Source organism: Tolypothrix sp. PCC 7712, assembly GCF_025860405.1.
Taxonomy (GTDB): Bacteria; Cyanobacteriota; Cyanobacteriia; order Cyanobacteriales; family Nostocaceae; genus Aulosira; species Aulosira diplosiphon.
Window position 1 is genome coordinate 2,937,143 of the sequence record NZ_CP063785.1, and the last position, 23,899, is coordinate 2,961,041.

Below are 23,899 nucleotides of genomic sequence, written 5' to 3' on the forward strand. Positions count from 1 at the left end.
AAGCTGGGGAGAAATTTTTATTACCAATTACCAATTACCAATTACCCATTACCAATTACCAATTACCCATTACCAATTACCAATTACCCATTACCAATTACCCATCACCAAAAACCCAATGCCCAATGCCCAATCCCCCATGCCCAATATAATTCTTGTTCCCCAAGGTGCAGAGTTTAAAGCTGTAATAAAAGGCTTTAAAACTAAAACAACTATTAGTAGCACGGCGCTGACGGTTACGCCTATACCTGTGGGGATGAAAGCTTTAACCACATATCTGCATCAATTGCAAGCTAATAGTACAGTTTTCAATTATTCAGAAGTGAGAGTGCTAATTATGGGTGTGTGCGGTAGTTTATCGCCCCGCTACCCTGTAGGCACAATTGTGCTGTATGAGAACTGTACTTATCAAGGAAATGTACAAGAGTGCGATCGCACTTTCACTGCACAATTACACTCAGCACTCAGCACTCAGCACTCAGCACTATCTTTAGTCAAAGGACTAACAAGCGATCGCGTCATTTGTACGGCTAGCGAAAAACGCCATCTCGCAGATACTTCAGGTGCAGATGTTGTAGATATGGAAGGATTTGCCGCGTTAGAGTTTTTCAATCCGTTGGACATTTCTGTAGCTATGTTGCGTGTAGTCAGCGACGACTGTCAACATGATATCCCTAACCTGACATCAGCAATTAGTGCTGATGGTTCGCTAAAACCCTTACCTTTAGCAATTACATTACTCCGACAGCCTATTGCTGCTACTAATTTAATTCGGGGTTCTTTAAAAGCACTAAAAGTGTTAGAACAAATTCCAGCCTTATTATTTTCCGCGTAATATTCCACTTCTGTAGGATGCGTTAGCAGCGACAGATGCGTAGGGGCACGGCATCCACAATCTTTTGGCATATCAAATATCTTACTGGTGCCGTGCCCCTACAAAGAATTTATCTGTCGCAAACATTATTTGAATTGGTATGAGATTTTTCAGAAATCAAATCGGATTATTATATGCTGCTGAATATTCAGAATTGTTGGGTAATTTTTTGCTGATTAATCTAAACTCCAGTCCTATAGGCTGTGTTCAAATTCATTAAAAGCTGATATTACAAAGCTATATATTTTTATTTAGATACAAAGCATAATAAAAGACGGGTATTATCCCGTCCAGATAGCTTGAAAGCGGTAATACACCTTGTACTCTGGAAAAATACACAAATAAGTTTAATAGGTCGTCAGGATTATTAGAGGGCAAACAACAATAAAGTCCATTGCTCCTATTTATGATGTTGCAACCTGGGTCAATCCTCAATGTATTTGACAATAACATGGCTAAAATTGCAAAAGTTGCCAAAATGCCGAATTTTTGGCCATAAAAAAACAGGTCGCCACCTGTCTTTAGAATAATATGTGAAAACATCTTGGTAATATATGCAATATATCTACTTATTCTCGTAGGTAGTTGCCAATGTGCCACATTGGGGATTGAGTAATGAGTAATGAGGAAAAGAAAGAAGTAACTTTTGACTCTTGTACAGACGCGATTAATCGTGTCTCTCCAACTCAGCACCCAGCACTTTCAACTGAACAAGGAATTTTCATAAAAAACTAGATAGCTACCCAGAGAATGTAAACCTAGATATACCGGAATGCAGAGATACATGGGATCGGAACCTGGAAGATACATCCCCGCCGCATCATAGTTCCACATCCGGTAGGTTTTACTTTGTTGCTGTTCATCTTTAGCAGCGCGCAAATTCAGCGTCGAAGCCCGTTCCCCTAAGACATAAATGCGTTCTTCTGTTCGCAGTTGGGCTTGATGAATCCACTCTTCACTTTTGCATTGGGGCGGTAGTTCGGCACGGATAATTTGCCCGAAGCGATCGCAAAATTTTAGGCTACCATCTATTTCAGCAATTACTTTGAGCGCATGGCTGGAAACAGAGTAGTTAGTCTCTGTTTGTTCCAAGTTGGTTGCTACTTCTGGCCATTCATGACGTTGAATTCCGTAAGGTATTGGGGATATTCCCGGTTATCAGTTAGCTCAAGCTGAATTGTAGAATTTTGCTTTCACAGGCGATCGCAATTTATAACCAACAGCAACTCTTGATTTTGAAACCTGAAAAATTCATCATCCTTTTAGCCTATGCAACTCTTCAATGATTTGCTAATTTCCAGCAAAAAGTTAATTAATCCTGGGTGGTATTTATATTTGATATTTAATTAAAAAAAGCAACCCTAAGATTCTGCATCTCTCTGAGGGTTGGAAGAAAAAACTCCAGATTAAAGTTGAAAATTGCAAAATATGTCGTCATATGCCTCAGCGTCGCTATACCATAGCGTCTTTTACGGTAGATAAGCCATTTAAAAATTAGCTTAAGCAAATATGACAGATATTATGCACTAATTTACTTGTTTAAGGCTTATTTTCCGGCTTAATTAACCTTTTAGCTTAAATTAGCTATAAAATAGCTCAGTATATAGTAAAAAATTGTAGCTATCACAAAAGCATCTATTTCCCAGAGACTCAGTAGATAAATTTGATAATTGCTATTTTATTACTACAATAATAAAAGTCTCAGTTTGTGCTTTTTTGCTATCTTATGGAACTTCTAAAGAATTTGTATGTCATAAGTAATGTGTGATTTAAAACTGGTATTTTACTGAGTAAATGCCAATATTTTAAGTATAAATACGATGGTTAAGTAATATTTTTCGTCCGAATATATACTTTAAATAGCATCTGCTATTAAAAGCTTTACTAAGAAAATTTAAAGTTTATATGAAAAATAGAAAATCTTTACCAAATCTATTTATCAAATGCTACCAGTAACATGTTACGTATTACTGTAATCACCTTTGGCTGGATATTTATACAGTCAAATTTTACCTAAGTTAAAAACTATACTTTCTACTCAATATGTTGGGAGAAGATGAACAACATCTCATGCACCTCCTGCGTAAGCGGCTTGCTTATTACTTGGAGAGGCTTTCAATTAGTCGCCGCAGTCACGCTTTACAGGAAGAACTAACTTGCTTGAGCCAGCTAGCAGCTATTTACGAAAAACTATTTAACTTTGCACAAGCTTTAGAGTATCATAAGCTGCTGCTTGCCTTATCTCAGAGGATGGGTACTAAAGAGTGGCAAGAAATAGCTTTATACAATATAGGTAATTGTTATTTTCAACTGCGACAAGACCATGATGCGATTAAGTATTTTACAAAATTAGTCAAAATTACCTGTGAGACTGAGAACAGAGTCTTACACATCGCCGGAATATCAGCTTTAGGAACTAGTTACCAAAATTTGGGACAGTTTGAAATAGCAATTGAGCATTTCAAAAATCAGTTAGCTATTAGTTACGAAATAAATCAACGCATTTGCCAGAAAAGTGCTTTGGATTCTCTAGCCAATGTTTATCAGTGTCTAGGTAATTACCAAGAATCCCTAAGATATAAACAGAAAGTTTTGATAATTGCTCAAGAAATGGAGGATATCAAAGCTATAGGCGATGCCCTAGGAAATATTGCTGGTATTTATCTCCAATTACAAGAGTGGCATCAAGCAATTAGTTATTGTAATAAATCACTCTTGCTGGCGAAAGCTATTGATAATCAAAGCCTAGTGATGATTAGTTTTAACATTCTAGGACAGGCATATAAAGGTCTGCATCATTATCATCAAGCAATAGATTGTTTGACAACTTCTCTAAATATTTCTGATGAACTAGGCGAGTCCAGAGTCCGCAGTGTAATTTTGCACGGATTAAATGATTTGTCCAAAAAAATGAATTTATCTGAGCCAGTAAGAGAATACAATATTGAATCTTTAAGTATTCATCGGCAACCTATAGAAGCAATTGGTGTTACACATCATCATTTAGTGAAACAGGATTGTGCTTCAGCACCTTATCAGCAATCTGTAAATCTTTTGCAAGATATAGGAAATCAGCAAAATCAGCAACAGCTATTATTTAATCTTGGTTATATATATTATTCATCAGCGCGATTCTCTCAAGCAATGGGATTTTTACAGTCTGCTTTTATCCTCGCTCAAGCCCAGAAAAATCATCGAGAAGTAGCTAAACTATCTCTGATTTTAGGGAATAATCTCCAGAGGCTACATCATTCTGAAGAAGCTATTTATTATTACCGTTATGCATATAAAATTTATCAGATTTTAGGAGATAAATATCAAATCCAAAAGATGTTAAAGTTTATGGATAAATTAGGATTGAAGTTATAACTATAGACGATGCGTTACGCCGCAGGCTAACGCATCCTACAAATATTACGAAAAATACTTTTCAATATAGATATTTTATGAGAGATTGCAAAGCATCACATTAAACTAAATGGTATAAAAGTGCGTAATCCTAAATTGCAGCGCGTTGCATTTACCATCTTTTCTCTGAGCGTTCTGCTTCCTAGCCAAGTTGTATCAGCTGCTTTTACTATACCCCTACGCAGTAAACAAGGGATGGTGGTATCAGCGCATCCCTTAGCCAGCGATGCAGGGATTTCGATGTTACGCAAAGGTGGGAATGCAGTTGATGCAGCAGTCGCCACAACCTTTGCAATTTCTGTGGTTGAGCCTTTTTCTGCAGGAATTGGTGGGGGTGGATTTTTGCTGATGCATTCCGAAAAAACTGGCGAAATGAAAGCGCTGGATTTTCGGGAACGCGCACCCATCAAGGCTACAAGAAATCTTTACTTAGATGCACAAGGTAAGGTACGTCCGAATGCAAGTATCAATGGTTATTTAGCAGTAGCGACACCAGGAACGGTGGCAGGAATGTATGAAGTGCATCGCCGTTATGGTAAGCTGCCTTGGCGAGAGGTAATAAAACCTGCGATCGCACTCGCCAAAGATGGCTTTATCCTGAATCCTTTGGTAACTTACCGTTCTTTACCAGCCTACGAAAATCGCAAGCCAGTAATTCTCAGCAACCCAGCAGCGCGAGAAATTTTTACGCGCAATGGTGAATATTATCAGCCAGGGGAAAGGTTAGTGCAGCGTGACTTAGCCAAAACTCTAGAAGCGATCGCTCAAAATCCCCAAAGTTTTTATACAGGTAATATTGCCCAAGCGATCGCTGCAGATATGGCTAAAAATGGTGGTTTAATTACTTTGGCAGACTTAAAAGCCTACAAACCGATTTGGCGGACTCCCATTTGTGGCAATTTTCATCAAGCTAAAATCTGCTCAATGCCACCACCTTCTTCGGGAGGAGTTCACCTATTGCAAATTTTAAACATTATTGGGGACAGCAATTTAAAATCTTGGGGCTGGCATCACCCCGATGCTTTACATCTCATGGTAGAGGCAATGAAAATAGCTTACGCAGATCGTTCCCAATATTTAGGCGATCCTGATTTTGTGAAAGTCCCTGTACAGCAACTTATTAGCACCGCCTATGCTAAAAAACGCCGTCAAGAAATTAACATGGAAGTTGCTAAACCTGCGACAGAGGTAAAACCAGTAGACCAAAAAACATTACAACAGTTTAGTCAGGCTTTACCATTAGGTTTAACGCAACGAAGTAATCCAAAATTTTCGGAATCGCCAGAAACTAGTCATTTAACAGTTGTAGATGCACAGCACAATGCCGTTAGTTTGACATTTACAATTAACCTTGGTTTTGGCGCAGGTGTAGTGACACCTGGAACAGGAATTGTGCTGAACAATGAGATGGATGATTTTGCTGCTGCACCTGGTGTACCTAATGCTTTTGGCTTGGTTGGTAACGAAGCGAACGCGTTAGCGCAGCTTGCCAACGGCATCGCACCTCGCAAAACGCCGTTATCTAGCATGACACCTACAATTGTCACTGAAAATGGTCATTTACGAATGGCTGTAGGTGCGCCTGGTGGTAGTACGATCATCACTCAAGTATTACAAGTTATCCTTAACGTGTTGGAATATGGCATGGATGCTGGTGCAGCAGTTTCTGCTCCACGCATACATCACCAGTGGCTTCCCGATGAGTTGCGAGTAGAACCTTGGGGTTTGGATGCTCTGACTTTACAAGAGTTGCGCCGACGTGGACATAACATCAAGCAAACAACTCCTTGGGGTAATGCTAATGCGATTGTAGTAACCGCAGATCGCAATTTAGAGGGAGCAGCCGATCCTCGCGGTGAAGGTGCCGCTATCGGTTATTGAATGTTCATAAATTTAAGTCCACAGTCTTCAGGATGAACTGTGGACTATTGATTTTGGATTATTGAATCGGAATAATTATTGACAAACTCGTTGGCACGAGCGCTTGGTACAAGTGTCCAGCCAGCCTTCAGCAATTTTTGATAAGTTGCCCAACCTTTAGAACCACCTGGTATTTTATAATCAGGAACAGCATATTCCCTACAAGCGTTGTATGGCCGCCAAGGCTGATTAGGTGAAGCTTGCAAATGCAAAATTTTCTCCCCATCAGCACCTAAACTAGATAACCAGCACATTTGTCCTTGCATGGTAAACTCCTTTGCTTTAAGCATATATTGCATATTTGCAGATTTTTGTCAATACCCACATCACCCTTTGGGATAATTTTTCTGCTTAATTGCGATAGCTGTAAATTTCCTATTGGTTGAGAACAGATAATTACCCACAAGCCGTTAACCCAACGGACTTTTTCCGCAGGCCCATAGTAACAGAGTCAACCAAGTCTTCTACTCTTCCTTGATATAGGGTGAAGTTTTTTTAATAGTACTTGCGGTTTTTGCTAGTGTATGTAGCAAGAGCTACTATTTGAAGTCACAAGTGATGGTTCACATATTTGTTTTTCTAGTCACACAAGTCGGAATTATTTATATTTGCTAATGTTAAAGCTGTGCAACCTTAGAGTTACGAGATAACTTTACTTGGCTGTATCCTTACCACATCTGCGATTCAGCCGAGAGGAACAGCGAATTTAGCAGCTAGGATACTTGCCAGAAGTGGAATTAAAAATCAGGGTATTACAAAGATGGGGCATATAATTTATCGCCCACAATAGTACGAATTTCCCCGACTAACTGCTGATAGCTAGACTCAGACAAAACTGGTTCTGCTGCGGAGATATCAATTGGTTGTGCTAAATCAATCCAAGACTTACAACCACCATATTGAGAAAGATAAGGAATTTCCTGTATTTTCGCGAGTTTATAAGTCCGCAGTAGGAGAATATACAAAGGTTGACGGGCTTTCCATTTTAAGCGATCGCTAATAAAATGCTCATTCCAAATATGGAAGGGAAGCAACTTGTTAACAGTTGACTCGTCCCTTACAGGTAAAATATCGGTAATTTCCGCCCAACTACCGATGCGAACCGTTTCCGGATGCCAGCCAGATGTAACTGGGCAAACAAGATTAGCATACTCAGATTTAAGCAGAAAAGTTTGTTGATGCTCAAATGTAGGGTAGAGTAAAACCTGATGATGAGCAACTTGAAAAAGTCCATTTTGTTCATGGATACCGCCTTTGCGAAGCAACATAATCGTGTTGCCATTTTCTAAGGCATCAATAGCAACTGCCCATTCTTTGAGTGCATGAAAAGTTGTGGTCAAGTTCATGGATATCTACTTTAACTCTGATTTAATTTCACGCTAATACCGTTACAGTTTGAAACTGTCCAGGGATATGAATTAGGAACTATGGAAAAGCGAACTCTCGGAACATCAGATGTCAAAATCACACCTATCTTAATGGGGACTTGGCAAGCTGGTAAAAGAATGTGGGTGGGTATTGAAGATGATGACTCTATTAAAACAATTCGAGTTGCATTTGAGGCTGGAATTACCACAATTGATACGGCTGAGGTCTATGGTGATGGACACTCTGAACGCATTGTAGCTGAAGCTTTATCCGATGTGCGATCGCAAGTTGAGTACGCCACAAAAGTTTTTGCGAACCATCTTAAGTATGACCAAGTAATCGCCGCTTGCGAACGGTCTTTAAAAAATTTAAAAACTGACTACATAGACCTATATCAAATTCATTGGCCATCTGGTGCTTTTAATACCGAAATAGTCCCAATTGAAGAGACTATGAAGGCTCTTAATTTCTTGAAAGAGCAAGGAAAAATTCGCGCCATTGGAGTTTCTAATTTTTCTTGCGAGCAATTAGCAGAGGCTGCCCAATATGGCAGCATTGATAGTTTACAACCACCCTATTCTCTATTTTGGCGACCAGTAGAAAAAGAGTTAATGCCCTATTGTGTCGAACATCAAATTTCTATTCTTGCTTATTCACCTTTAGCCCAAGGATTATTAACAGGTAAATTTTCTCCCGGACATCAATTTGACCCAGCCGATAATCGTGCTAAAAATAGGCTATTTCAAGGTGAAAACTTTGAACGCGCCCAACAAGCTTTAGATAAACTACGCCCCATAGCAGAAAGCCATAATGCTACCTTGGCTCAGTTAGCCCTAGCTTGGCTAATCGCTCAACCACAAACAAATGCGATCGCAGGTGCGCGTTATCCCCAACAAGCAAAAGATAACGCCGTGGCTGGAGAAATCAAACTTTCAGATGCAGAAATATCGGAAATCGATACTATTGGGCGCATCGTTACCGATCAACTCGATGAAAGTAAACTCATGTGGGAATGGTAACCCTTCCTAATACAAGGGTAGATGATTGCGATATACAAGGGTAGATGATTGCGATCGCTCCAAGCATGACTGTCTTAGCCATATTCAGCATATAACTCTTCGGAAAGTCCGCTAAATTAGACTGCTTACAGAAGTTGGGAACAAGAGAAGGGGAAAAGTTTGGTATTTTCCCTTTCCCCTTCGCCTTTCACCTTTTCCCTTTGCCCACCTGCTGTTTCTAGTACCTCACTCAGAAAAGATTCGCTACATATCAACCATAGTTGTATACAAACTTCAATCTGTATTGCAGAATTAAACAAAACATCAACTTTAGTTAACAACAGTTTTCTCCTAATGCGAGGAGTGATATCTTGATATTCATAAGACACCAGATAACAAACAACCAAACCCAAAGGGCAAATGACTCGGTGTCTCCTGTCAGCAGCCCAAGCAAGTTTCAGCATATTCATAGTTAAGTGGCGTAAAGTCTTTTAACAAAAGGCAAAGCCAAATCCCAAAGCGGAAAAACGAAAAGTGCTGAAGTTGTTAGTTGTTAAGTCCACCTTAGTTGTTGATTTCTCCACCTACTTATTAAAGTTAACGATTTGAAAACAGTGAATTCGAGCGAACCTGGTCACCAATGACCAGGTTTTTGAGTTTTATATCTAAATTAATCCGGCATATAAGCGCTTTTGAATGGTAATTTTCGTTAACTTAGGTAAAATTTCTCGCTAGGAATACAATAGACAAAAAATATCTAGCTGGGAGATTTGAATGAGTATTAATAGGTGTTGGCAGAAAATTACTACAGCAATATTTATAACTTTACTCGCTGCATCATGTGTGCCAACTTCTAATAGAAGAATAGAGCAGACACAAGCCAATACGACTCAAGAAAAAAAGGCACAACAAAATATTACCTATGGCGATTTAATTATAAAAGAGCAATCAGATTATCTGATGATTCCTGTAACTCTCCCCGGAGAATATTTAGAAAAAGACAGCGATTATAGTATTTCGCGTTCTTCAGGTAGAGAAAACCAATTGTATAATTTTATTTTTTATCATAAACAAGATGGAGAAAGCCATCTGTTATTAAATAAAAAAGCGCTGATTAATAGCTACGAGTTTTTGGAAACCAAAATACCAGGTAAAACACCTACGCGATTTTGGTTATATAGAATTGTCGAGCAAGATACCAACGCTGATAAAAAACTCAACAGTACAGATGCGATCGCAGGTTATCTATCTGATTTATCAGGCAAAAATTTGCTGCAAATCACCCCGAATAATACTCAAATTTTGAATTGGGTAATTGTCCCCAGCCAAAATGCTTTATTTATTAAAGTTATTAAAGACTCTGATAAGGATAAAAAATTTACAGCAAATGATCAAACCAATTTTATGAGAGTCAATCTTGACAAACCAGCTATGGGCACGGAGATTATTAGCGATGCCATAGAGCAAGAAATAAAATCGCAGATTTTGAAGTAAGCTCAACAATACCTATTAGGGTTCATATTTGATTGCTGAAATGCGTGTAGGGTGGAATACGACTTAACTTAAGCAAAGTTGCGTTTCAGATCCCCGACTTTTCCAAAAAGTCGGGGATCTAAATCTCGCGAAAGTCAGCCAAATTTACCTTTAAGGCGTATTAATTCCTATATCTATATATAAACTGGAAAATTATCTCCTCTATTCCCCTAGTTCTTCTGCTTTCTTCTTCTACACTTCATCACTCACGTTGAATTCTGAATCAAAAACCTTGGAGGGAAGAATCAGCTAGCTTCATAATGAAGCGAGTACACACTCCTTAGTAATTAATACTTATTTATTTCCTGTATTCTGCTTCGTTACAAGATATCTCACCTTGGACATAATCACGAATCTAACCAAAAAGGTGGCACAGCCGCCTTTTTTATGGAATTTTCACATTCCCTATAAATATTTAAATCAAATAAATAGAAAGATTCACCCCACATTGACGTTGCAAAACTTTACAATTAGAATGGTGGACGGCAAAACGAATGAGTATTTATCTCTACCAAAATCTAAAGATTTGCTAGTATAGGGATAAATTACGTTTACAAAAGTACAAATTGGTTCATATACTGCAATTAAAAGCAAAAACGCAAAACGATTGTCATAAGTGATGAGTCCTATTCAAGTTCCTTGGCTAACCGCCATAATTCTCTTGCCCCTGATGGCATCAATAGCCATCCCCTTTATCCCCGATAAAGAAGGTAAAACAGTCCGCTGGTATGGTTTAGGAGTAGCGCTAGCAGACTTTGCACTAATGATTTATGCCTTTTGGCATAACTATGACTTTCAAAATTCAAGTTTCCAACTAGTAGAAAAATATTCTTGGGTACCACAGTTAGGTTTGAATTGGTCTGTAGCAGTTGATGGCTTGTCAATGCCTTTAGTGTTACTTACCGGTTTAATTAATACCCTAGCGATTTTCGCGGCTTGGAAAGTAACCAACAAGCCGCGTTTATTTTATGGATTAATGCTGGTGATGTACAGCGCCCAGCTGGGTGTGTTTGTCGCTCAAGATTTACTATTGTTCTTCTTAATGTGGGAAATCGAGTTGGTACCTGTGTACCTGCTGATTTCTATTTGGGGTGGACAAAACCGCCGCTATGCTGCAACTAAGTTTATTCTCTACACTGCTGCTGCATCAATATTTATATTAGTAGCTGGTTTTGCAATGGCATTCTCTGGAGATACCGTCAGCTTTGATATGGCGACTCTGGGAATGAAGAATTATTCTCAAGCTTTGGAATTATTAGTTTACGCAGGTTTTTTAATTGCCTTTGGTGTCAAACTACCAATTTTCCCTCTACATACTTGGCTACCTGATGCACATGGTGAAGCATCTGCACCTGGTTCCATGATTTTGGCTGGTGTGCTGCTGAAGATGGGTGGTTATGCATTAATTCGCTTCAACATTGAAATGCTACCTAATGCCCATGTTATTTTTGCACCAGTGTTAGCAATCTTAGGTGTAGTAAATATTGTTTACGGTGCTTGTTGCGCCTTTGCTCAAACTAACCTCAAACGTCGATTGGCTTACTCTTCAATTGCTCATATGGGGTTTGTGTTAATTGGGATTGCTTCCTATACAGAAATTGGGATCAGCGGCGCTGTTCTCCAGATGATTTCTCACGGTTTAATTGCTGCTAGCTTGTTCTTCTTGTCTGGTGTGACTTACGAACGTACCCACACCTTGATGATGGACAAAATGGGCGGTATGGGTAAAGTAATGCCCCGCACCTTCGCTTTATTTACAGCCGGTTCAATGGCTTCTCTAGCTTTACCTGGAATGAGTGGCTTTGTCGGTGAATTGATGGTGTTCTTGGGTATTGCTAGCAGCGATGTTTACAGTTCTAGCTTTAAAGTTGTAGTTGTACTACTGTCAGCAGTAGGCGTAATTTTAACTCCGATTTACTTACTGTCGATGTTGCGTCAAGTGTTCTACGGTAAGCAAACCGAAGAGTTACATTTAGATAACTTCATCCCTGATGTTAAACCCCGCGAACTGTTTATCACCGCTTGTCTTTTAGTTCCCATCATCGGCATTGGTTTGTATCCCAAATTAATCACTCAAACTTATGATGTGAAGACAGTAGAAGTAGCTGCTCATGCACGCCAAGTTCTACCAGTTGTGGCTCATCAACAACCATCTAATCTCTACTCACGTCTGTTTAAAGCTCCAACATTAGCTGCTTCTCAAGTAGAAAGTTTGGTTAATATTACTGAGTAATTATATTTTTCTCTAAGGGTGCTGCAAGTAAATTCTAAATATGAGGGGATTAGAGGGGTGGTTGCGAAACTGCCCCTCTAATGTTTATTAGCCTACTATTAGCTAGAAAATGAAGGTTAGGGATTAGGGGCTTGAGAAAAAAAGATTCTCATGTTTAGTTGTAGGTTTTTATTATGAAGAGCTAATTTGTAATAGCGCTAAAAAATTAATTTACTATGTGTACCGCACTTGAATATCTGGTATTTTAATACGACCGCCAAAATTAACTGTAACTTTAATAATTCCATAACCCCCTGGACGTGGATTAATAGAATCGTATCTCACAAGTACTCCATTATCTGATGCTGTATTTGCGTAAGTTGTCAAGCTAGTTTCCTCAGACCAGTTATGCCAATTGTCATATTCTTTGTATCTTGGTAGAACCACTGACTGAACTTCGCTTGGGGTCATTTTCTCGTGTTCTCGAAGATAACGAGCAGTAACAGCCATACCAATACTTACTGGCCCTGCAAACGCCGAACTTCTACCTCCATCTTTTTTAGGAAAACAAAAACCGACATTGTAGCCTAATTTTTCTTGTTGTTGTGCCGCAAAAATGTAATTGTACTCAGATTCATTCACTGTTGCAACTACAACATTAGTAAAACTTCTTGATAAGAACTTACGCTGTGCCAGTTGTGCATCTAGTCTTTCATCATACCATTTTTGAGTATGTCCTCCCCAAACATTGCGAACATAACCAAAAGCTCCTCGCATCAAAAAGCTAAAAGCTGTATCCATGAGTGCAGATCTTAAAAGAATACCTAAAAAAGCATCTGCTTTTTGAGAATTTATTAATCCTAAATTCACCAAAAAACATGAACCACCAAGTGCAGTATACCTGATTATTTCTCTACGCTTCATATCTATAATCTACAGTTATTCCAAAACATCTTCAAAGATATATAATCCAGGGCATTTAGCATTTTTATGTGTAACGCCAAAACACTCTACTTCAAAAGCAATAGTCCGTTTATTTTTGATGTTAAGAGGTACTCTCCATATCTCACCTTTTCTCACAACTTGTTGAACCACAAGTTGATTATCTAGAAATATTGATAAATTTACGTATGAATTTCTTACAGCTTCCCAATTAAAATTTTTATTTTGAAAGCCAAATGATAAAGTCAAAGTGCTAAATTTAGAAGGTTTATCTAATGGTGACAATCTACAAGTAACAGGTGATGTATTATTGGGTGCAAACCCTCTCTTTTCACCAAAATATATAGCTCCCAAATATGCAACTGCTCTCAACAAATCTCTTCCTACAGCAACATCATAGTTAATGGCAGTATATTTTGGATCATTACCCGAATCTGTTTGTTCTACTTGCAGACATCTTTTCTCCCCTAAAGATGCAAAATTTGAATTTCTACGTTGTTGTGAATATGTTTTATCTGCAAAAGAAGCGATTAATATTGTTGCAAGTAGACATGAAATAAGCTGCCGATTATTGGTTTTTTTTAATAAAGTTTTAATGCTGTTAAGCTTAAATTTTTTTGCTGTACCATTTTGCCAATAAGATATCATATTTTAACAGTGATTGTCAGTTTATTTGCAATGCATAAATTCTATTTTGTAAAAAAATAAAATATGAGTCATCAGTATTTTCTCGTAATATCACTTTGCCTGGAATGAGTAGCTTTGTTGGCGAATTGATGGTGTTCTTGGGTATTGCTAGCAGCGATGTTTACAGTTCTAGCTTTAAGGTTGTAGTTGTACTCCTGTCAGCTGTAGGGGTAATTTTAACTCCGATTTACTTACTGTCAATGTTGCGTCAAGTGTTCTACGGTAAGCAAACCGAAGAGTTACATTTAGATAACTTCATTCCTGATGTTAAACCCCGCGAACTGTTTATCACCGCTTGTCTTTTAGTTCCCATCATCGGAATTGGTTTGTATCCCAAGTTAATCACTCAAACTTATGATGTGAAGACAGTAGAAGTAGCTGCTCATGCACGCCAAGTTCTACCAGTTGTAGCTCATCAACAACCATCTAATCTCTACTCACGTCTGTTTAAAGCTCCAACATTAGCTGCTTCTCAAGTAGAAAGTTTGGTTAATATTACTGAGTAATTATATTTTTCTCTAAGGGTGCTGCAAGTAAATTCTAAATATGAGGGGATTAGAGGGGTGGTTACGAAACTGCCCCTATAATTTTGACTGAAAATAAAGCGATCGCATTTAAGTTGTGCTCAATCCTAGCTAGGGTTGAAAATGCGATCGCCTATATTAAAGTAGATTGGGTAAAGGGAAAAGGGCAAAGGGGAAGGGTTTAAAGCCTTTACCCTTTTCCCCTTAACCTTTCCCCACCTGTTAACAAGACTTTGGCAGAAACTGGTATAGTTTCATCCTTTAAATGCTACTTGACTCTAAAGCGCGAGATGGTAGCTGATGTTGTTTTTTCGCCACCATTTGAATGCTGCGATTTGGCCCTGTAACCAAACCACGACGTTTCGGACGTACTTCACCATTATCTATTAGGGCTAATTCCCAACTTGAGAGGATTTTTGCTAAAACTATTTTCATTTCAAATTGGGCAAATGCCATACCTATACAGCGTCTTGCACCACCACCAAAAGGCAAAAATTCGTAAGGTGAAAATTGACGTTCTAAAAAGCGTTCTGGTTTAAATTGCTGATGTTGTGGATATAAATCTTCGCGTTGATGGGTGAGATAAATGGAACCAAGTACGACTGTACCGGGTTCTAGGTTATGACCGCACAAAGATACTGGTGTTTTTACTACCCGTGGGAAGGTTAGCATCCCCACTGGATAAATCCGCAAGGCTTCAGAGCAAACAGCGCTGAGATATGGTGATTTAAAAACGCTACTGGGGTCTGGATTCTCACCCAAACTATCGAGTTCTTGTAGTAGTTTTTGCTGAACAGAAGGTGATTTATGAATCCAGTACAATGCCCAGGTAAGGGCTGTAGCTGTGGTTTCATGTCCGGCTGTCAACAGAGTCATTAATTCATCGCGCAATTCCTCATCAGTCATGGCTTCACCCGCTTCATCTCGCGCCGCCATGAGTAAGCTGAGGATATCTGTACGCGAAGAATCGGGATTTTCGCGCCGTTCCTGAATTTCTTCGTTGAGGAGTTGATGAACGCGCTGTTTGCGGCGCAGAAATCTTCCCCAAGAACTGCGGGGGCCAAAATCTAGACGCAGAGCCGGAAAATAAAGTTCAACTACCCTTAAGGGAGAACTTTCATTGAGCATAGTAGCTAAAATTTCTTCTAACTCTTCGGCGCGAGGCCCTGCGTATAATCCAAATACAGCTTGCATAATCACCCGCATGGTAATTTTTTGCATCGCTGACCTGACACAGAAGGGTTGATCTATCTGCCATTGGCTAATTACTTCTTGTGTGACATCGTTAATTACCTGGCCGTAGGTTCGCATTCTATCACCGTGAAACGGCGGCATTAATAACTGGCGTTGACGGCGATGTACTTCTCCACTAACTGTAATGACAGAATTTTTGCCTAGCATTGGTTCAAATACTGTGTTCCAATCGCTAGGGGCTGCAAATTCCTTAGTATCGCTAGTCAAAATTTGCTGTAGCGCTTGGGGATTGCTGACAAACACCACAGGCGGATTTAACTGCATAGTGAAAATATCGCCATAGCGTTTAGCACAGGCTTCCATAAACGCCATTGGCTGGAAAATCCACTGAAGCATTTGGACAAACGCTGGAGATTGCGGGCCGTTTGGTAGTTTCATAGGCTTGGTTTTGTGGTTTATTTCTGTTTTGCCAATTCAGAACCCAGAAAAAAATTAAATTTTTCTGAATGACTCATAGAAGCTGCTTATCTTTGGGTTGCGAAAGTGCAATAAACTGTTACAACTTGGAAGTTGTGATAAAAATACGAAAAACCTGGTATTTTAGAGTTATTCAATAACTAGATTTACTAAAATTACTAGAGGTTTACTAGATGTACTCTAAACAACGTAACAGCAAGGCTTCCAACCAATTAGCTGATGTGAAGATAGGAATTGACAAGGGAAGTCTCAGATTGCAATTCTCAAGCCGTATCAGTCAGAAGTTCTATACAAAGAGACAAGCCTATAAAGGACTAGGTAGAAGTGACACACCAGAAAACAGACAATGGGCTGAGGGAATAGCACGACGGATACAGGAAGATATTGACTACCAAAATGGCACTAACTTTGACCCATCCCTAATTAAGTACCTGGATATCAAGCCGATGTTGGCTACAGTTACTCAGCTACCAACCGCAAAACCATTACCTAAGCTTGGGGAACTATGGGAAGAGTTTATGGAATGGAAGCTAAGTATAGGGAAAATAGAGAGAACTACTTACGAAAAAATTTACACAGTTGGATACACAAACTTACTCAAACCCTATCTAGATAGACCCCTAGACAATGAAACTGCTGATGAAATAATCAAAGATTTTTTAGCTAGACAGAAAAATAGAGACAACATCAAAAAAACGCTCAGTCTATTAAGTGAAATATGTCAACGCGCTATAAATCAGAAACTACTCACTGAAGATTATTTTGCTGAGATAAAACAACATTACAAAGTATCTAAAAAGTCAAAACAGTTAGTTGAGGCTAAAGATTATAAAGCATACACAGTAGAAGAGAGAGATTTAATCATTGATTACATCAGGAATCACAATCGAAAAACAATTAATCAAATAGCTGATTTAGTTGAGTTCCTATTCCTTACAGGTTGTAGACAAGGTGAAGCGTTTGCTTTGAAGTGGCAACATATCAAGTTTGATACTGGTTGGATAATTTTTGGAACATCGTATGATTCTGCAACAAAAATAACTAAAGGTACTAAAACTGACGGCGTTAGAATTTTTAAAATGAAGGGAATGAATAGATTAATTAGTCTACTTAAAAGACTATATGGTGATGGTAAAAATCCTGATGATTTAGTGTTTAAGACTAAAAATGGTAAGCGTATAAATCGAGGGACATTACAAAGTGGCTGGCAATATCAGACAAGTACTGTAAGAGGTAAAAAACATACATATCCCGGTGCTGTCACAGAATTAGCCAATGAAGACAAATTGCAATACCTCAAACCATACTCAACAAGACATACATTTATTAGCATTCAAGCTAATAATGGGGCTGATTTAAAACTCTTAGCTGATAGTTGTGGTAACTCAGTTGATGTCATTATCGAGCATTACTTAGACGCTAATCGTAATACTACGTTGAAAGACATTTAAATATACTTAGCTAACATAAATCAAAAGAGAGTATAAATACTCTCTTTTTTTGTGTGCTAGAGCGCATAGAAAAACTTGTTACACAAATTTGTGTAACGATTTTCTATACATCCTCTACCTCGCCAGTTAACAACTTATAAGCCTTCTCAAGCAAAATATGCACAGTACCAAGTCTCAACAATTCCTCTTGGTCTTGTCCGTCCTGTCCTTCCATTCTCCTATCATCTTCAAGTGAGAAGTTAACTAATCCTTTCTGCTCATTAGTAGGCGTGTTCATCTGTTCAATGATTTTCCCTAGCGTTTGAATACCAGCTTGGCTAGGTGAACGCAATCCTCTACCCTGCCTAAATTGAGTGATAGCTATTTGACCAAATGTGATTAGGTAGGTAATTTTGTCTTTACGAAGTGTTGATCTGGGTTTCTCCAACTGGTAGCGTCGGCATAAGTTGGTTAACTTCCTATCGCTCAAACTTTCTAATTCTTCCCTTGTAAACATAAAATGGTACTGTCCATTTTCAATGGTGGATTTGGTAGGTAACAAGTTTTCCAGACGCATTACCTACCAATAAAAGACTCTATTCTTTTGCGCGCATACCGTTCAAGCTATATTTACTTTTCTCAACAATGCCTAATCCCAAAGGGAACCCTGAAAATTTAGAACCAATACAACCAAAGGGCGAGGAAGCATTAACAGCTAATTTGAGTTTTAGGGTTACTGAGTCAATGAAGGAAGCGGTTAAGGCACAAGATGATCCGGCTCAGTTCTGTAGGGATGCAATACAAGAGAAACTGGACAGAACTAAGCAGTCAGATAGTTAGCTAGACTTGCATAGACCTTTCCGGCGTAACGGTTTAACCTTTCCGGTCTTAGACGGCAATAGATTAACTTTTAGCTATTGGGTATCGACCAAAAAATAATGGTGATTTTTACTATAATCCAGCTAGCAAAGTGTATTAACTGTGTGTAATACAGTACAGTACAGTTGAATTTTTAAATATGAACCTTAAAAGCTCAAATAAGCTCATAATAAGCATTTAGTCAGAAATAAACACAATAAAGATAGGATTTTTTCTAAATTGCATGGAATGGCGTTGATTTATACCAGAATACTCATTATCATGGAAATGGAATGCACCTTACAGAATTACTCAAGGGAGCCTGACATAAAGGCTCCTTGTTTACTTATGGGGATATAACGCAATAGGGCTAAGGGTAAGGCTTAACTGACAGATAGCTAAAGTCACAGCTAAGAACTGTATCAACTGTACTAAATACAGTACAGTACACTAGACGGTATAGTATATCTGTACTATAGTGTACTAAATACAGTACAGTACAGTTGGAGAATTGATAAATGACTGCCGCAATAGCCACAAGAGAGAAAGTTTTTGTTGCTGCTGACAAATTATTTGCTGAGGGTCAACCAGTTACTCAAGCAAGAGTATGCAAGGTATTAGGGGGAGGTTCATATCAGACTATTGCCAAGTATCTGAGAGAGTGGAAAGAGTTAGAAGATAATGATGCTCCAATCAAAGATTATCCAATACCTGACTTAGTTAGAAAACAGTTCGATAGGATGAGACAAGACCAATGGAATGCATTTCTTAGATTTTATGAACCGATAATCGAGAACGAAATAATTACTGAACTGGAAAAAGAAAATGAATCTTTGAGAGCGCAATTAGAAGTAGCAAAGCAAGATAAGATTCGATTAGAAGAGTCAGAAAAAATTAGAAAAGAACAGAGTGAACGATATGAAAGAGCGATGCAACAACAGAGAAATGATGCAATAGAAATAGAACAATTGACATCGCAGCTTAAAGAACTTACCTCTTCGTTTTAATTTAGGAGCAATATAAATGAGTGCTAAAAAACTTTCACCTGAACAGATTGAGCGATTAAAGGATATTGAGAAACAGTTGAATGACTTGAAACGTAGAAGTGATGAAAGATTAGCTTTGCTAGAAAACCTTTCAGTTAATAAGTTATACTGCAATTAATCCAACTGTAAGTTATTAATAAAACCCTATCTTAGATTTTTAGGTAGGGTTATTATTTGTTGATTTAATTGTCTTTATATCACTAGTTAGTTATATATAAATCCCTAGATTTTAGCTGTATATGTGTTACTAAAATTTGTGTAACAAAATTGTGTAACAAATTTATATATAAGCTATTAACCTACTTTAAACTAACTTTTCACCTGTCACTTTCATAGCTTGTTTTAAGTCAGCTACCAGTTGAGCAACATACTTATAACGTTCTGAAGGTTGACCACTGGCTGATTTAGCTTTTGACTCGTCAACTTTTGATTGCCAGCTATCAAGGATATGGTTAATCATTTCTAATTCACTGACTATCTCTTCAGCATTGTCACCAAAAGTAATAGGAACTCTACAATTTTTAGTCTTGACTCCATCACCCCATTTACTAGTTCTACCAGCACCATTACGCTTACCGCCATGAGTATGCTTAACCTTTACCACTTCATAACCTGGGTTAGCTTCTAAGGCATGGCTATGAGCATCTTCTAGGGTATCCTGCTCTAGCTGTACAAGCTTCATGTCACCACTGGTAGAGTGCTTTAACTCCACTAGGTATTTAGTCATTGATTCAACGTTGTAATGTACCTTTCAATTACCTTAACTTGATTCTGTTACAGAATCAAGACGTTTGTTGTGACTGTCCAGAGTGACTGTTTACTAGTGGTTAGAGCATATAGAAAAACTTGTGTAACAAATCTGTGTAACAAGTTTCTGCATACGCTGTATATGGCTTTTCAATGGTTAATTAAGCTATGGCTCTACATTAGGTAGCTAGAGAATAGGGGCATAGCTGGTAAAATAGCTCTAATGCTTATCTAGTAATGGTTTTATATTTGTTGCAGTAGCTTGTTACACAAAATTTACTACAAGCTCTAGTCATGGATGCGAGTAAGCATTCTATTAGGCAATGAAGTTGTTAATGTCAGTTAATTTAGAAAGTTACTAGACATAAAAACCAGCCAGAAATTCAGTACATCAGTACCAAAATAGGTTAATTACTAGAAAGTTAGTAGAAAATAGCCTATAGTAAGCTGAAAGTATTGATATGGCGTTACAAAATTGCAACCTGGAAGTTGTAAAATTTTTGTTAATTTGGACGAGCATCTCCAGTTTCTCCTCATCCTTTTAAGGTATTCAGCATGACAGCAACCACGCCTAAAGCATCTTCAGCGCTTCCTAATTTTTGCGAAGGAATTCAATATTTTGGCGAAGCGTTACCAGGTTTTGAAACCTATGGTGCAAACCCTGCTATAGAATCAGGCAAAGTAGCGATCGCAGATCCGAATGATCCAGTAGCCGTATATCAAACTTTACTGGCTGCCGATGCTCTACGTTACCTGACGCTACAAATCACAGGTAGTAAAGCTTCTGGGCACCCTGGTGGATTTGCTAGCCAAGCGGAAGCTTACGCGGCTCTGGTCATGTTAGGGTACAAAAACATTATTACGGAAGTCGGTCACCACGCCCCTGGATTTTATAGTGCCATGTTCCTCGATCGCTCTTTAGAGGATATGGGTATTTTAACTGTCCAACAATTGCGCGATCGCTTCCGCGAAAAGCATGGACTGTTAGGGCATCTTTCTGGTTACATACCCGGTATTCTCGCACCTGCGGGGCCTTTAGGACAAGGGCAACACTTCGCCATGTCCGCCGCACTGTTACATAAAGATAAATTATTCCCCTTCACCGTTGGGGATGGTGGGTTAGGTGAACCTTATATCATGAGTTCAATGGCTCACTTTAACACTGCTTATCCCAGCGTCACCAACTTCTTACCTGTGCTGGTGTGGAACGGTTACAGCCAGGAACATCACAGTATGGTTTCTCTGAAAACTAACGAACAGATGACAGCATATTGGCAAGGTAACGGTTTTGAGGAAGTCGTGTTAGTCGATGCCAAAGAATTTGACGACAAAAACCAAACTGGCGATTATGTTGATAGTACCGCCTTTTCCTTTGAGCAACGGTTAGCCTTTACCAAAGCTGTACTTTTGGGAGTCGATAAAGCTGCACGTTCTGCTTTGAATGGTAAGCTGACAGTCTTCATCATTAAACAACTCAAAGGTGCGGGAGTTCACGCTAGAGGGTCAAAATCTCACAACCTCTATCCCAAAGATACGTTAGATGCTCCCCATATTGTCAGCGCTTTAAAAGAACGGGCATTATCTGCTGATGCTTGGCAAATTGTGCGGACAAACGCCGAACGCGCTGGTGGTGGCCCGGCTGCGAAAACAGTGGTAACAGAATTTGAATTACCATTAGCAGATTTAGGCGAATTACCTTTAGAAGAATATGCAGTAGGTGGGGAACCAAAAGTTTCGACAACTGCAATGGGAAGATTAGTCGGAATTGTCGGGAAAAAAGATCCCAATTTCTTAGTAACTAATGCCGATGGTAATGAAGCATCAGGAATTGCCAATATTAACCAAGCATTAAAGATTATTCACCCCACAACCGACGACTTATATAATCAAGCACCCAACGGACAAGTTTACGAACCATTGAGTGAAGATGCTTGTGCTGGTTTAGCTACTGGGTTGTCATTAATGGGTGCCAGAACATTGTGGTGTTCTTATGAATCTTTTGCCATCAATGGATTACCAATTTGGCAAACTGTCACTCAAGCAATGGCAGAATTGCGCCGTCAAACTCCCTCAACAATTACATTATTTACTGCTGGTGCATTAGAGCAAGGACGTAATGGTTGGACACACCAACGTCCCGAAATTGAAGCTTATTTTGCTTCCTTAATGCGAACTGGCAATGTGTTCCCATTATTCCCCCCCGATGCTAACAGTATTCAAGCTTGTTATGACTGGGCATTGCAAACTAAAAACAAGGGAATTGTGATTACTGCAAGTAAATCACCTTTGCCAATTCGCACCACTTTAGAACAAACTCGTCAAGGTTTACGCGACGGTGCAGTAGTATTGCATGAAGTTCCAGGTGATCAGCAAGTTGTGTTTGCTGTCATTGGTGATATGACATTAATGCCAGTATTTGAAGCAGCAGCATTTTTAGAAACTGAAGGTATTGGTGCGAAGATAGTTTCTATTATTAATCCTCGCCGTTTGTATCGTCCTGATGATACTGCATGGGATACTTGTTCCGAAGCCGATGGCGGTTTCTTAGATGATGCCAAATTTGCCGAATTATTTGATGGCGATGCATTAATTGGTGTTACTGGTGGCGCGCCGGCGATGCTGGAACCAATTATGTTGCGGAGTAATTCTAAGCGCGATACTTTTGCATGGAAGCGTGGGGAAACTACCGCGAGTGCTGGTGAGTTGATGGCGTTTAATGGATTGACTGCGGAGGCGTTGACGAAGCGGGCAATTGAGTTAGTACATTAGGATTGAGATTGGAATAATTAACCGCAGATGCACGCAGATGAACGCAGATAAATATTGATGTGCATCTGTGGTTTTTTAATAAAGTATAGAAATTAGTTTTTCAAAATCTTGAAAATCAAAACTTTGGTATTTTTTATGATATTGCCCACATATTTTATAATAAATTTTATCTTTTTTTATATAAAATAAATTTCCTTCTATCGCTGAGGAATGGTGTTTCAACTTAAAAATTATTCTATGATTAGTATACTCACCATATTTATGGATTAGATAAAGAAAACTTTCAATATTTCCATTTTGAGCATTTTGAAAAGCGAATAAATTTTCATCATTAGTGCTGTTTACTTGTAAAATTAATTCTTGTATTTCTATCAATTTTTTAAGATAATATATCTCAAATTTATTAAAATTTTTAGTTAAAGTGACAATTTCATGATAGTTATACAAAATTCCAATATTGCAACCTGAATTTGTTAAATAGCGTTCTATCTGAGCAAAATAATTTTGCAATTTAACATCTTCTCGTTTGACCTCCACAATTATTAAAGGATTTTGATGCGGCTTGAAGGTTTCATTTTTTTGTTTTTTATATATTTCTATATCATGATTATTAGTTTCAACTTTAATAGTAATTTTATCTGGCAATAATGTACTTTCTTTAATAAGAAAATGAAGAAATATTTGCCTAACTAACTCTTCTGGCCTGCCATTAAGTGGTATTTCTATACCTCTAATCAAACATTTTGTATATTGTTGGTTATATTTTTTAACATAAATTTCTAGCTTTTCATGAATTTCTCGTTCTAAATATGCATAAGCCATAATTTTTTTCTTAAAATTAACTATATAGTAAATACAATGTTTTTAAGAGCGCAATATAATTGCGCCCTAATATGTGTATTAACGGTGCTA

At 38.4% G+C, this 23,899-nt stretch carries 21 protein-coding genes and 1 pseudogene; 12 read left to right on the plus strand and 10 right to left on the minus strand.

Features of this window, described 5'->3' with window-relative positions:
• The first annotated feature begins 118 nt into the window (after positions 1-118).
• Positions 119-835: a phosphorylase gene (locus tag HGR01_RS12040; RefSeq protein ID WP_228045535.1), complete on the plus strand. Its 717-nt coding sequence runs from the start codon at positions 119-121 to the stop codon at positions 833-835.
• Between the two features lie 741 nt (positions 836-1,576).
• On the opposite strand, the gene HGR01_RS12045 is transcribed toward HGR01_RS12040, so the two are convergent.
• Entirely contained in the window at positions 1,577-1,966 is a 390-nt protein-coding gene (locus HGR01_RS12045; protein ID WP_045871728.1) for a hypothetical protein, read from the minus strand.
• Between the two features lie 951 nt (positions 1,967-2,917).
• Here HGR01_RS12045 and HGR01_RS12050 point away from each other — a divergent pair.
• Positions 2,918-4,243, plus strand: coding sequence for a tetratricopeptide repeat protein (locus tag HGR01_RS12050; RefSeq protein ID WP_045871727.1), 1,326 nt, complete (start codon positions 2,918-2,920; stop codon positions 4,241-4,243).
• A gap of 120 nt (positions 4,244-4,363) precedes the next feature.
• The gene (gene ggt / locus HGR01_RS12055) at positions 4,364-6,163 is read left to right on the plus strand and encodes a gamma-glutamyltransferase (protein ID WP_194007835.1); all 1,800 of its coding nucleotides are present in this window, start codon (positions 4,364-4,366) and stop codon (positions 6,161-6,163) included.
• A 44-nt stretch (positions 6,164-6,207) separates the two neighbouring features.
• On the opposite strand, the gene HGR01_RS12060 is transcribed toward ggt, so the two are convergent.
• Positions 6,208-6,468, minus strand: a complete 261-nt coding sequence (locus tag HGR01_RS12060) for a hypothetical protein (RefSeq protein ID WP_045871792.1) — start codon at positions 6,466-6,468, stop codon at positions 6,208-6,210.
• A 486-nt stretch (positions 6,469-6,954) separates the two neighbouring features.
• On the minus strand, positions 6,955-7,548 hold the full coding sequence (locus HGR01_RS12065; RefSeq protein ID WP_194007834.1) for a DUF1802 family protein: 594 nt from the start codon (positions 7,546-7,548) through the stop codon (positions 6,955-6,957).
• A gap of 81 nt (positions 7,549-7,629) precedes the next feature.
• On the opposite strand from HGR01_RS12065, the gene HGR01_RS12070 reads away from it, so the two are divergent.
• Positions 7,630-8,589 (plus strand): aldo/keto reductase, encoded by a 960-nt coding sequence (locus tag HGR01_RS12070; RefSeq protein ID WP_045871724.1) that lies wholly within the window; start codon positions 7,630-7,632, stop codon positions 8,587-8,589.
• A gap of 125 nt (positions 8,590-8,714) precedes the next feature.
• Here HGR01_RS12070 and HGR01_RS12075 read toward each other — a convergent pair whose 3' ends face one another.
• Positions 8,715-9,038 (minus strand): hypothetical protein, encoded by a 324-nt coding sequence (locus HGR01_RS12075; RefSeq protein ID WP_168160999.1) that lies wholly within the window; start codon positions 9,036-9,038, stop codon positions 8,715-8,717.
• Between the two features lie 304 nt (positions 9,039-9,342).
• Between HGR01_RS12075 and HGR01_RS12080 the strand changes: the two genes are divergently transcribed.
• Together HGR01_RS12080 and HGR01_RS12085 are read left to right on the plus strand one after the other, a co-directional pair.
• Positions 9,343-10,062, plus strand: a complete 720-nt coding sequence (locus HGR01_RS12080; protein WP_045871722.1) for a hypothetical protein — start codon at positions 9,343-9,345, stop codon at positions 10,060-10,062.
• 658 nt (positions 10,063-10,720) lie between these two features.
• Positions 10,721-12,334: an NAD(P)H-quinone oxidoreductase subunit 4 gene (locus HGR01_RS12085; RefSeq protein ID WP_045871721.1), complete on the plus strand. Its 1,614-nt coding sequence runs from the start codon at positions 10,721-10,723 to the stop codon at positions 12,332-12,334.
• A gap of 213 nt (positions 12,335-12,547) precedes the next feature.
• Here HGR01_RS12085 and HGR01_RS12090 read toward each other — a convergent pair whose 3' ends face one another.
• The gene (locus HGR01_RS12090) at positions 12,548-13,237 is read right to left on the minus strand and encodes a hypothetical protein (protein WP_045871720.1); all 690 of its coding nucleotides are present in this window, start codon (positions 13,235-13,237) and stop codon (positions 12,548-12,550) included.
• 15 nt (positions 13,238-13,252) lie between these two features.
• Positions 13,253-13,903 carry a hypothetical protein gene (locus HGR01_RS12095; protein WP_045871719.1) on the minus strand — a complete coding sequence of 217 codons (651 nt, stop codon included), beginning with the start codon at positions 13,901-13,903 and terminating at the stop codon, positions 13,253-13,255.
• 86 nt (positions 13,904-13,989) lie between these two features.
• Between HGR01_RS12095 and HGR01_RS12100 the strand changes: the two are divergent.
• A pseudogene (locus HGR01_RS12100) lies at positions 13,990-14,448 on the plus strand (NAD(P)H-quinone oxidoreductase subunit 4); the annotation flags it as partial.
• 279 nt (positions 14,449-14,727) lie between these two features.
• Here HGR01_RS12100 and HGR01_RS12105 read toward each other — a convergent pair.
• Entirely contained in the window at positions 14,728-16,098 is a 1,371-nt protein-coding gene (locus HGR01_RS12105; RefSeq protein WP_045871717.1) for a cytochrome P450, read from the minus strand.
• Positions 16,099-16,310: 212 nt separating this feature from the next.
• On the opposite strand from HGR01_RS12105, the gene HGR01_RS12110 reads away from it, so the two are divergent.
• Positions 16,311-17,588 carry a tyrosine-type recombinase/integrase gene (locus HGR01_RS12110; RefSeq protein WP_045871716.1) on the plus strand — a complete coding sequence of 426 codons (1,278 nt, stop codon included), beginning with the start codon at positions 16,311-16,313 and terminating at the stop codon, positions 17,586-17,588.
• A 103-nt stretch (positions 17,589-17,691) separates the two neighbouring features.
• On the opposite strand, the gene HGR01_RS12115 is transcribed toward HGR01_RS12110, so the two are convergent.
• Positions 17,692-18,084, minus strand: coding sequence for a hypothetical protein (locus HGR01_RS12115; RefSeq protein WP_045871791.1), 393 nt, complete (start codon positions 18,082-18,084; stop codon positions 17,692-17,694).
• 128 nt (positions 18,085-18,212) lie between these two features.
• On the opposite strand from HGR01_RS12115, the gene HGR01_RS12120 reads away from it, so the two are divergent.
• The 3 genes from HGR01_RS12120 (at position 18,213) to HGR01_RS12130 (ending at position 19,589) form a co-directional block, all read left to right on the plus strand.
• On the plus strand, positions 18,213-18,407 hold the full coding sequence (locus HGR01_RS12120) for a hypothetical protein (RefSeq protein WP_045871715.1): 195 nt from the start codon (positions 18,213-18,215) through the stop codon (positions 18,405-18,407).
• A gap of 536 nt (positions 18,408-18,943) precedes the next feature.
• Positions 18,944-19,432, plus strand: coding sequence for a DNA-binding protein (locus HGR01_RS12125; protein WP_045871714.1), 489 nt, complete (start codon positions 18,944-18,946; stop codon positions 19,430-19,432).
• Positions 19,433-19,448: 16 nt separating this feature from the next.
• Positions 19,449-19,589: a hypothetical protein gene (locus tag HGR01_RS12130; protein ID WP_155539393.1), complete on the plus strand. Its 141-nt coding sequence runs from the start codon at positions 19,449-19,451 to the stop codon at positions 19,587-19,589.
• A gap of 186 nt (positions 19,590-19,775) precedes the next feature.
• Here the strand turns inward: HGR01_RS12130 and HGR01_RS12135 are convergent, their stop codons facing one another.
• Positions 19,776-20,198, minus strand: a complete 423-nt coding sequence (locus HGR01_RS12135; protein WP_045871713.1) for a hypothetical protein — start codon at positions 20,196-20,198, stop codon at positions 19,776-19,778.
• A gap of 575 nt (positions 20,199-20,773) precedes the next feature.
• Between HGR01_RS12135 and HGR01_RS12140 the strand changes: the two genes are divergently transcribed.
• Positions 20,774-22,987: a transketolase gene (locus HGR01_RS12140; RefSeq protein ID WP_045871712.1), complete on the plus strand. Its 2,214-nt coding sequence runs from the start codon at positions 20,774-20,776 to the stop codon at positions 22,985-22,987.
• A gap of 75 nt (positions 22,988-23,062) precedes the next feature.
• On the opposite strand, the gene HGR01_RS12145 is transcribed toward HGR01_RS12140, so the two are convergent.
• Positions 23,063-23,809: a type I restriction enzyme HsdR N-terminal domain-containing protein gene (locus tag HGR01_RS12145; RefSeq protein ID WP_045871711.1), complete on the minus strand. Its 747-nt coding sequence runs from the start codon at positions 23,807-23,809 to the stop codon at positions 23,063-23,065.
• Positions 23,810-23,899 lie beyond the last annotated feature (90 nt).

Excerpts from the sequence above, each read along its gene's own strand:
- HGR01_RS12040 (WP_228045535.1), top strand. The coding sequence starts at position 119 with ATGCCCAATGCCCAATCCCCCATGCCCAATATAATTCTTGTTCCCCAA.
- HGR01_RS12095 (WP_045871719.1), bottom strand. The coding sequence starts at position 13,903 with ATGATATCTTATTGGCAAAATGGTACAGCAAAAAAATTTAAGCTTAAC.
- HGR01_RS12120 (WP_045871715.1), top strand. The coding sequence starts at position 18,213 with ATGCCTAATCCCAAAGGGAACCCTGAAAATTTAGAACCAATACAACCA.
- HGR01_RS12090 (WP_045871720.1), bottom strand. The coding sequence starts at position 13,237 with ATGAAGCGTAGAGAAATAATCAGGTATACTGCACTTGGTGGTTCATGT.
- HGR01_RS12110 (WP_045871716.1), top strand. The coding sequence starts at position 16,311 with ATGTACTCTAAACAACGTAACAGCAAGGCTTCCAACCAATTAGCTGAT.
- HGR01_RS12125 (WP_045871714.1), top strand. The coding sequence starts at position 18,944 with ATGACTGCCGCAATAGCCACAAGAGAGAAAGTTTTTGTTGCTGCTGAC.
- HGR01_RS12065 (WP_194007834.1), bottom strand. The coding sequence starts at position 7,548 with ATGAACTTGACCACAACTTTTCATGCACTCAAAGAATGGGCAGTTGCT.
- HGR01_RS12060 (WP_045871792.1), bottom strand. The coding sequence starts at position 6,468 with ATGCAAGGACAAATGTGCTGGTTATCTAGTTTAGGTGCTGATGGGGAG.
- HGR01_RS12085 (WP_045871721.1), top strand. The coding sequence starts at position 10,721 with ATGAGTCCTATTCAAGTTCCTTGGCTAACCGCCATAATTCTCTTGCCC.
- HGR01_RS12080 (WP_045871722.1), top strand. The coding sequence starts at position 9,343 with ATGAGTATTAATAGGTGTTGGCAGAAAATTACTACAGCAATATTTATA.
- HGR01_RS12075 (WP_168160999.1), bottom strand. The coding sequence starts at position 9,038 with ATGAATATGCTGAAACTTGCTTGGGCTGCTGACAGGAGACACCGAGTC.
- HGR01_RS12145 (WP_045871711.1), bottom strand. The coding sequence starts at position 23,809 with ATGGCTTATGCATATTTAGAACGAGAAATTCATGAAAAGCTAGAAATT.
- HGR01_RS12070 (WP_045871724.1), top strand. The coding sequence starts at position 7,630 with ATGGAAAAGCGAACTCTCGGAACATCAGATGTCAAAATCACACCTATC.
- HGR01_RS12050 (WP_045871727.1), top strand. The coding sequence starts at position 2,918 with ATGTTGGGAGAAGATGAACAACATCTCATGCACCTCCTGCGTAAGCGG.
- HGR01_RS12135 (WP_045871713.1), bottom strand. The coding sequence starts at position 20,198 with ATGACTAAATACCTAGTGGAGTTAAAGCACTCTACCAGTGGTGACATG.
- HGR01_RS12105 (WP_045871717.1), bottom strand. The coding sequence starts at position 16,098 with ATGAAACTACCAAACGGCCCGCAATCTCCAGCGTTTGTCCAAATGCTT.
- HGR01_RS12115 (WP_045871791.1), bottom strand. The coding sequence starts at position 18,084 with ATGTTTACAAGGGAAGAATTAGAAAGTTTGAGCGATAGGAAGTTAACC.
- HGR01_RS12140 (WP_045871712.1), top strand. The coding sequence starts at position 20,774 with ATGACAGCAACCACGCCTAAAGCATCTTCAGCGCTTCCTAATTTTTGC.
- HGR01_RS12130 (WP_155539393.1), top strand. The coding sequence starts at position 19,449 with ATGAGTGCTAAAAAACTTTCACCTGAACAGATTGAGCGATTAAAGGAT.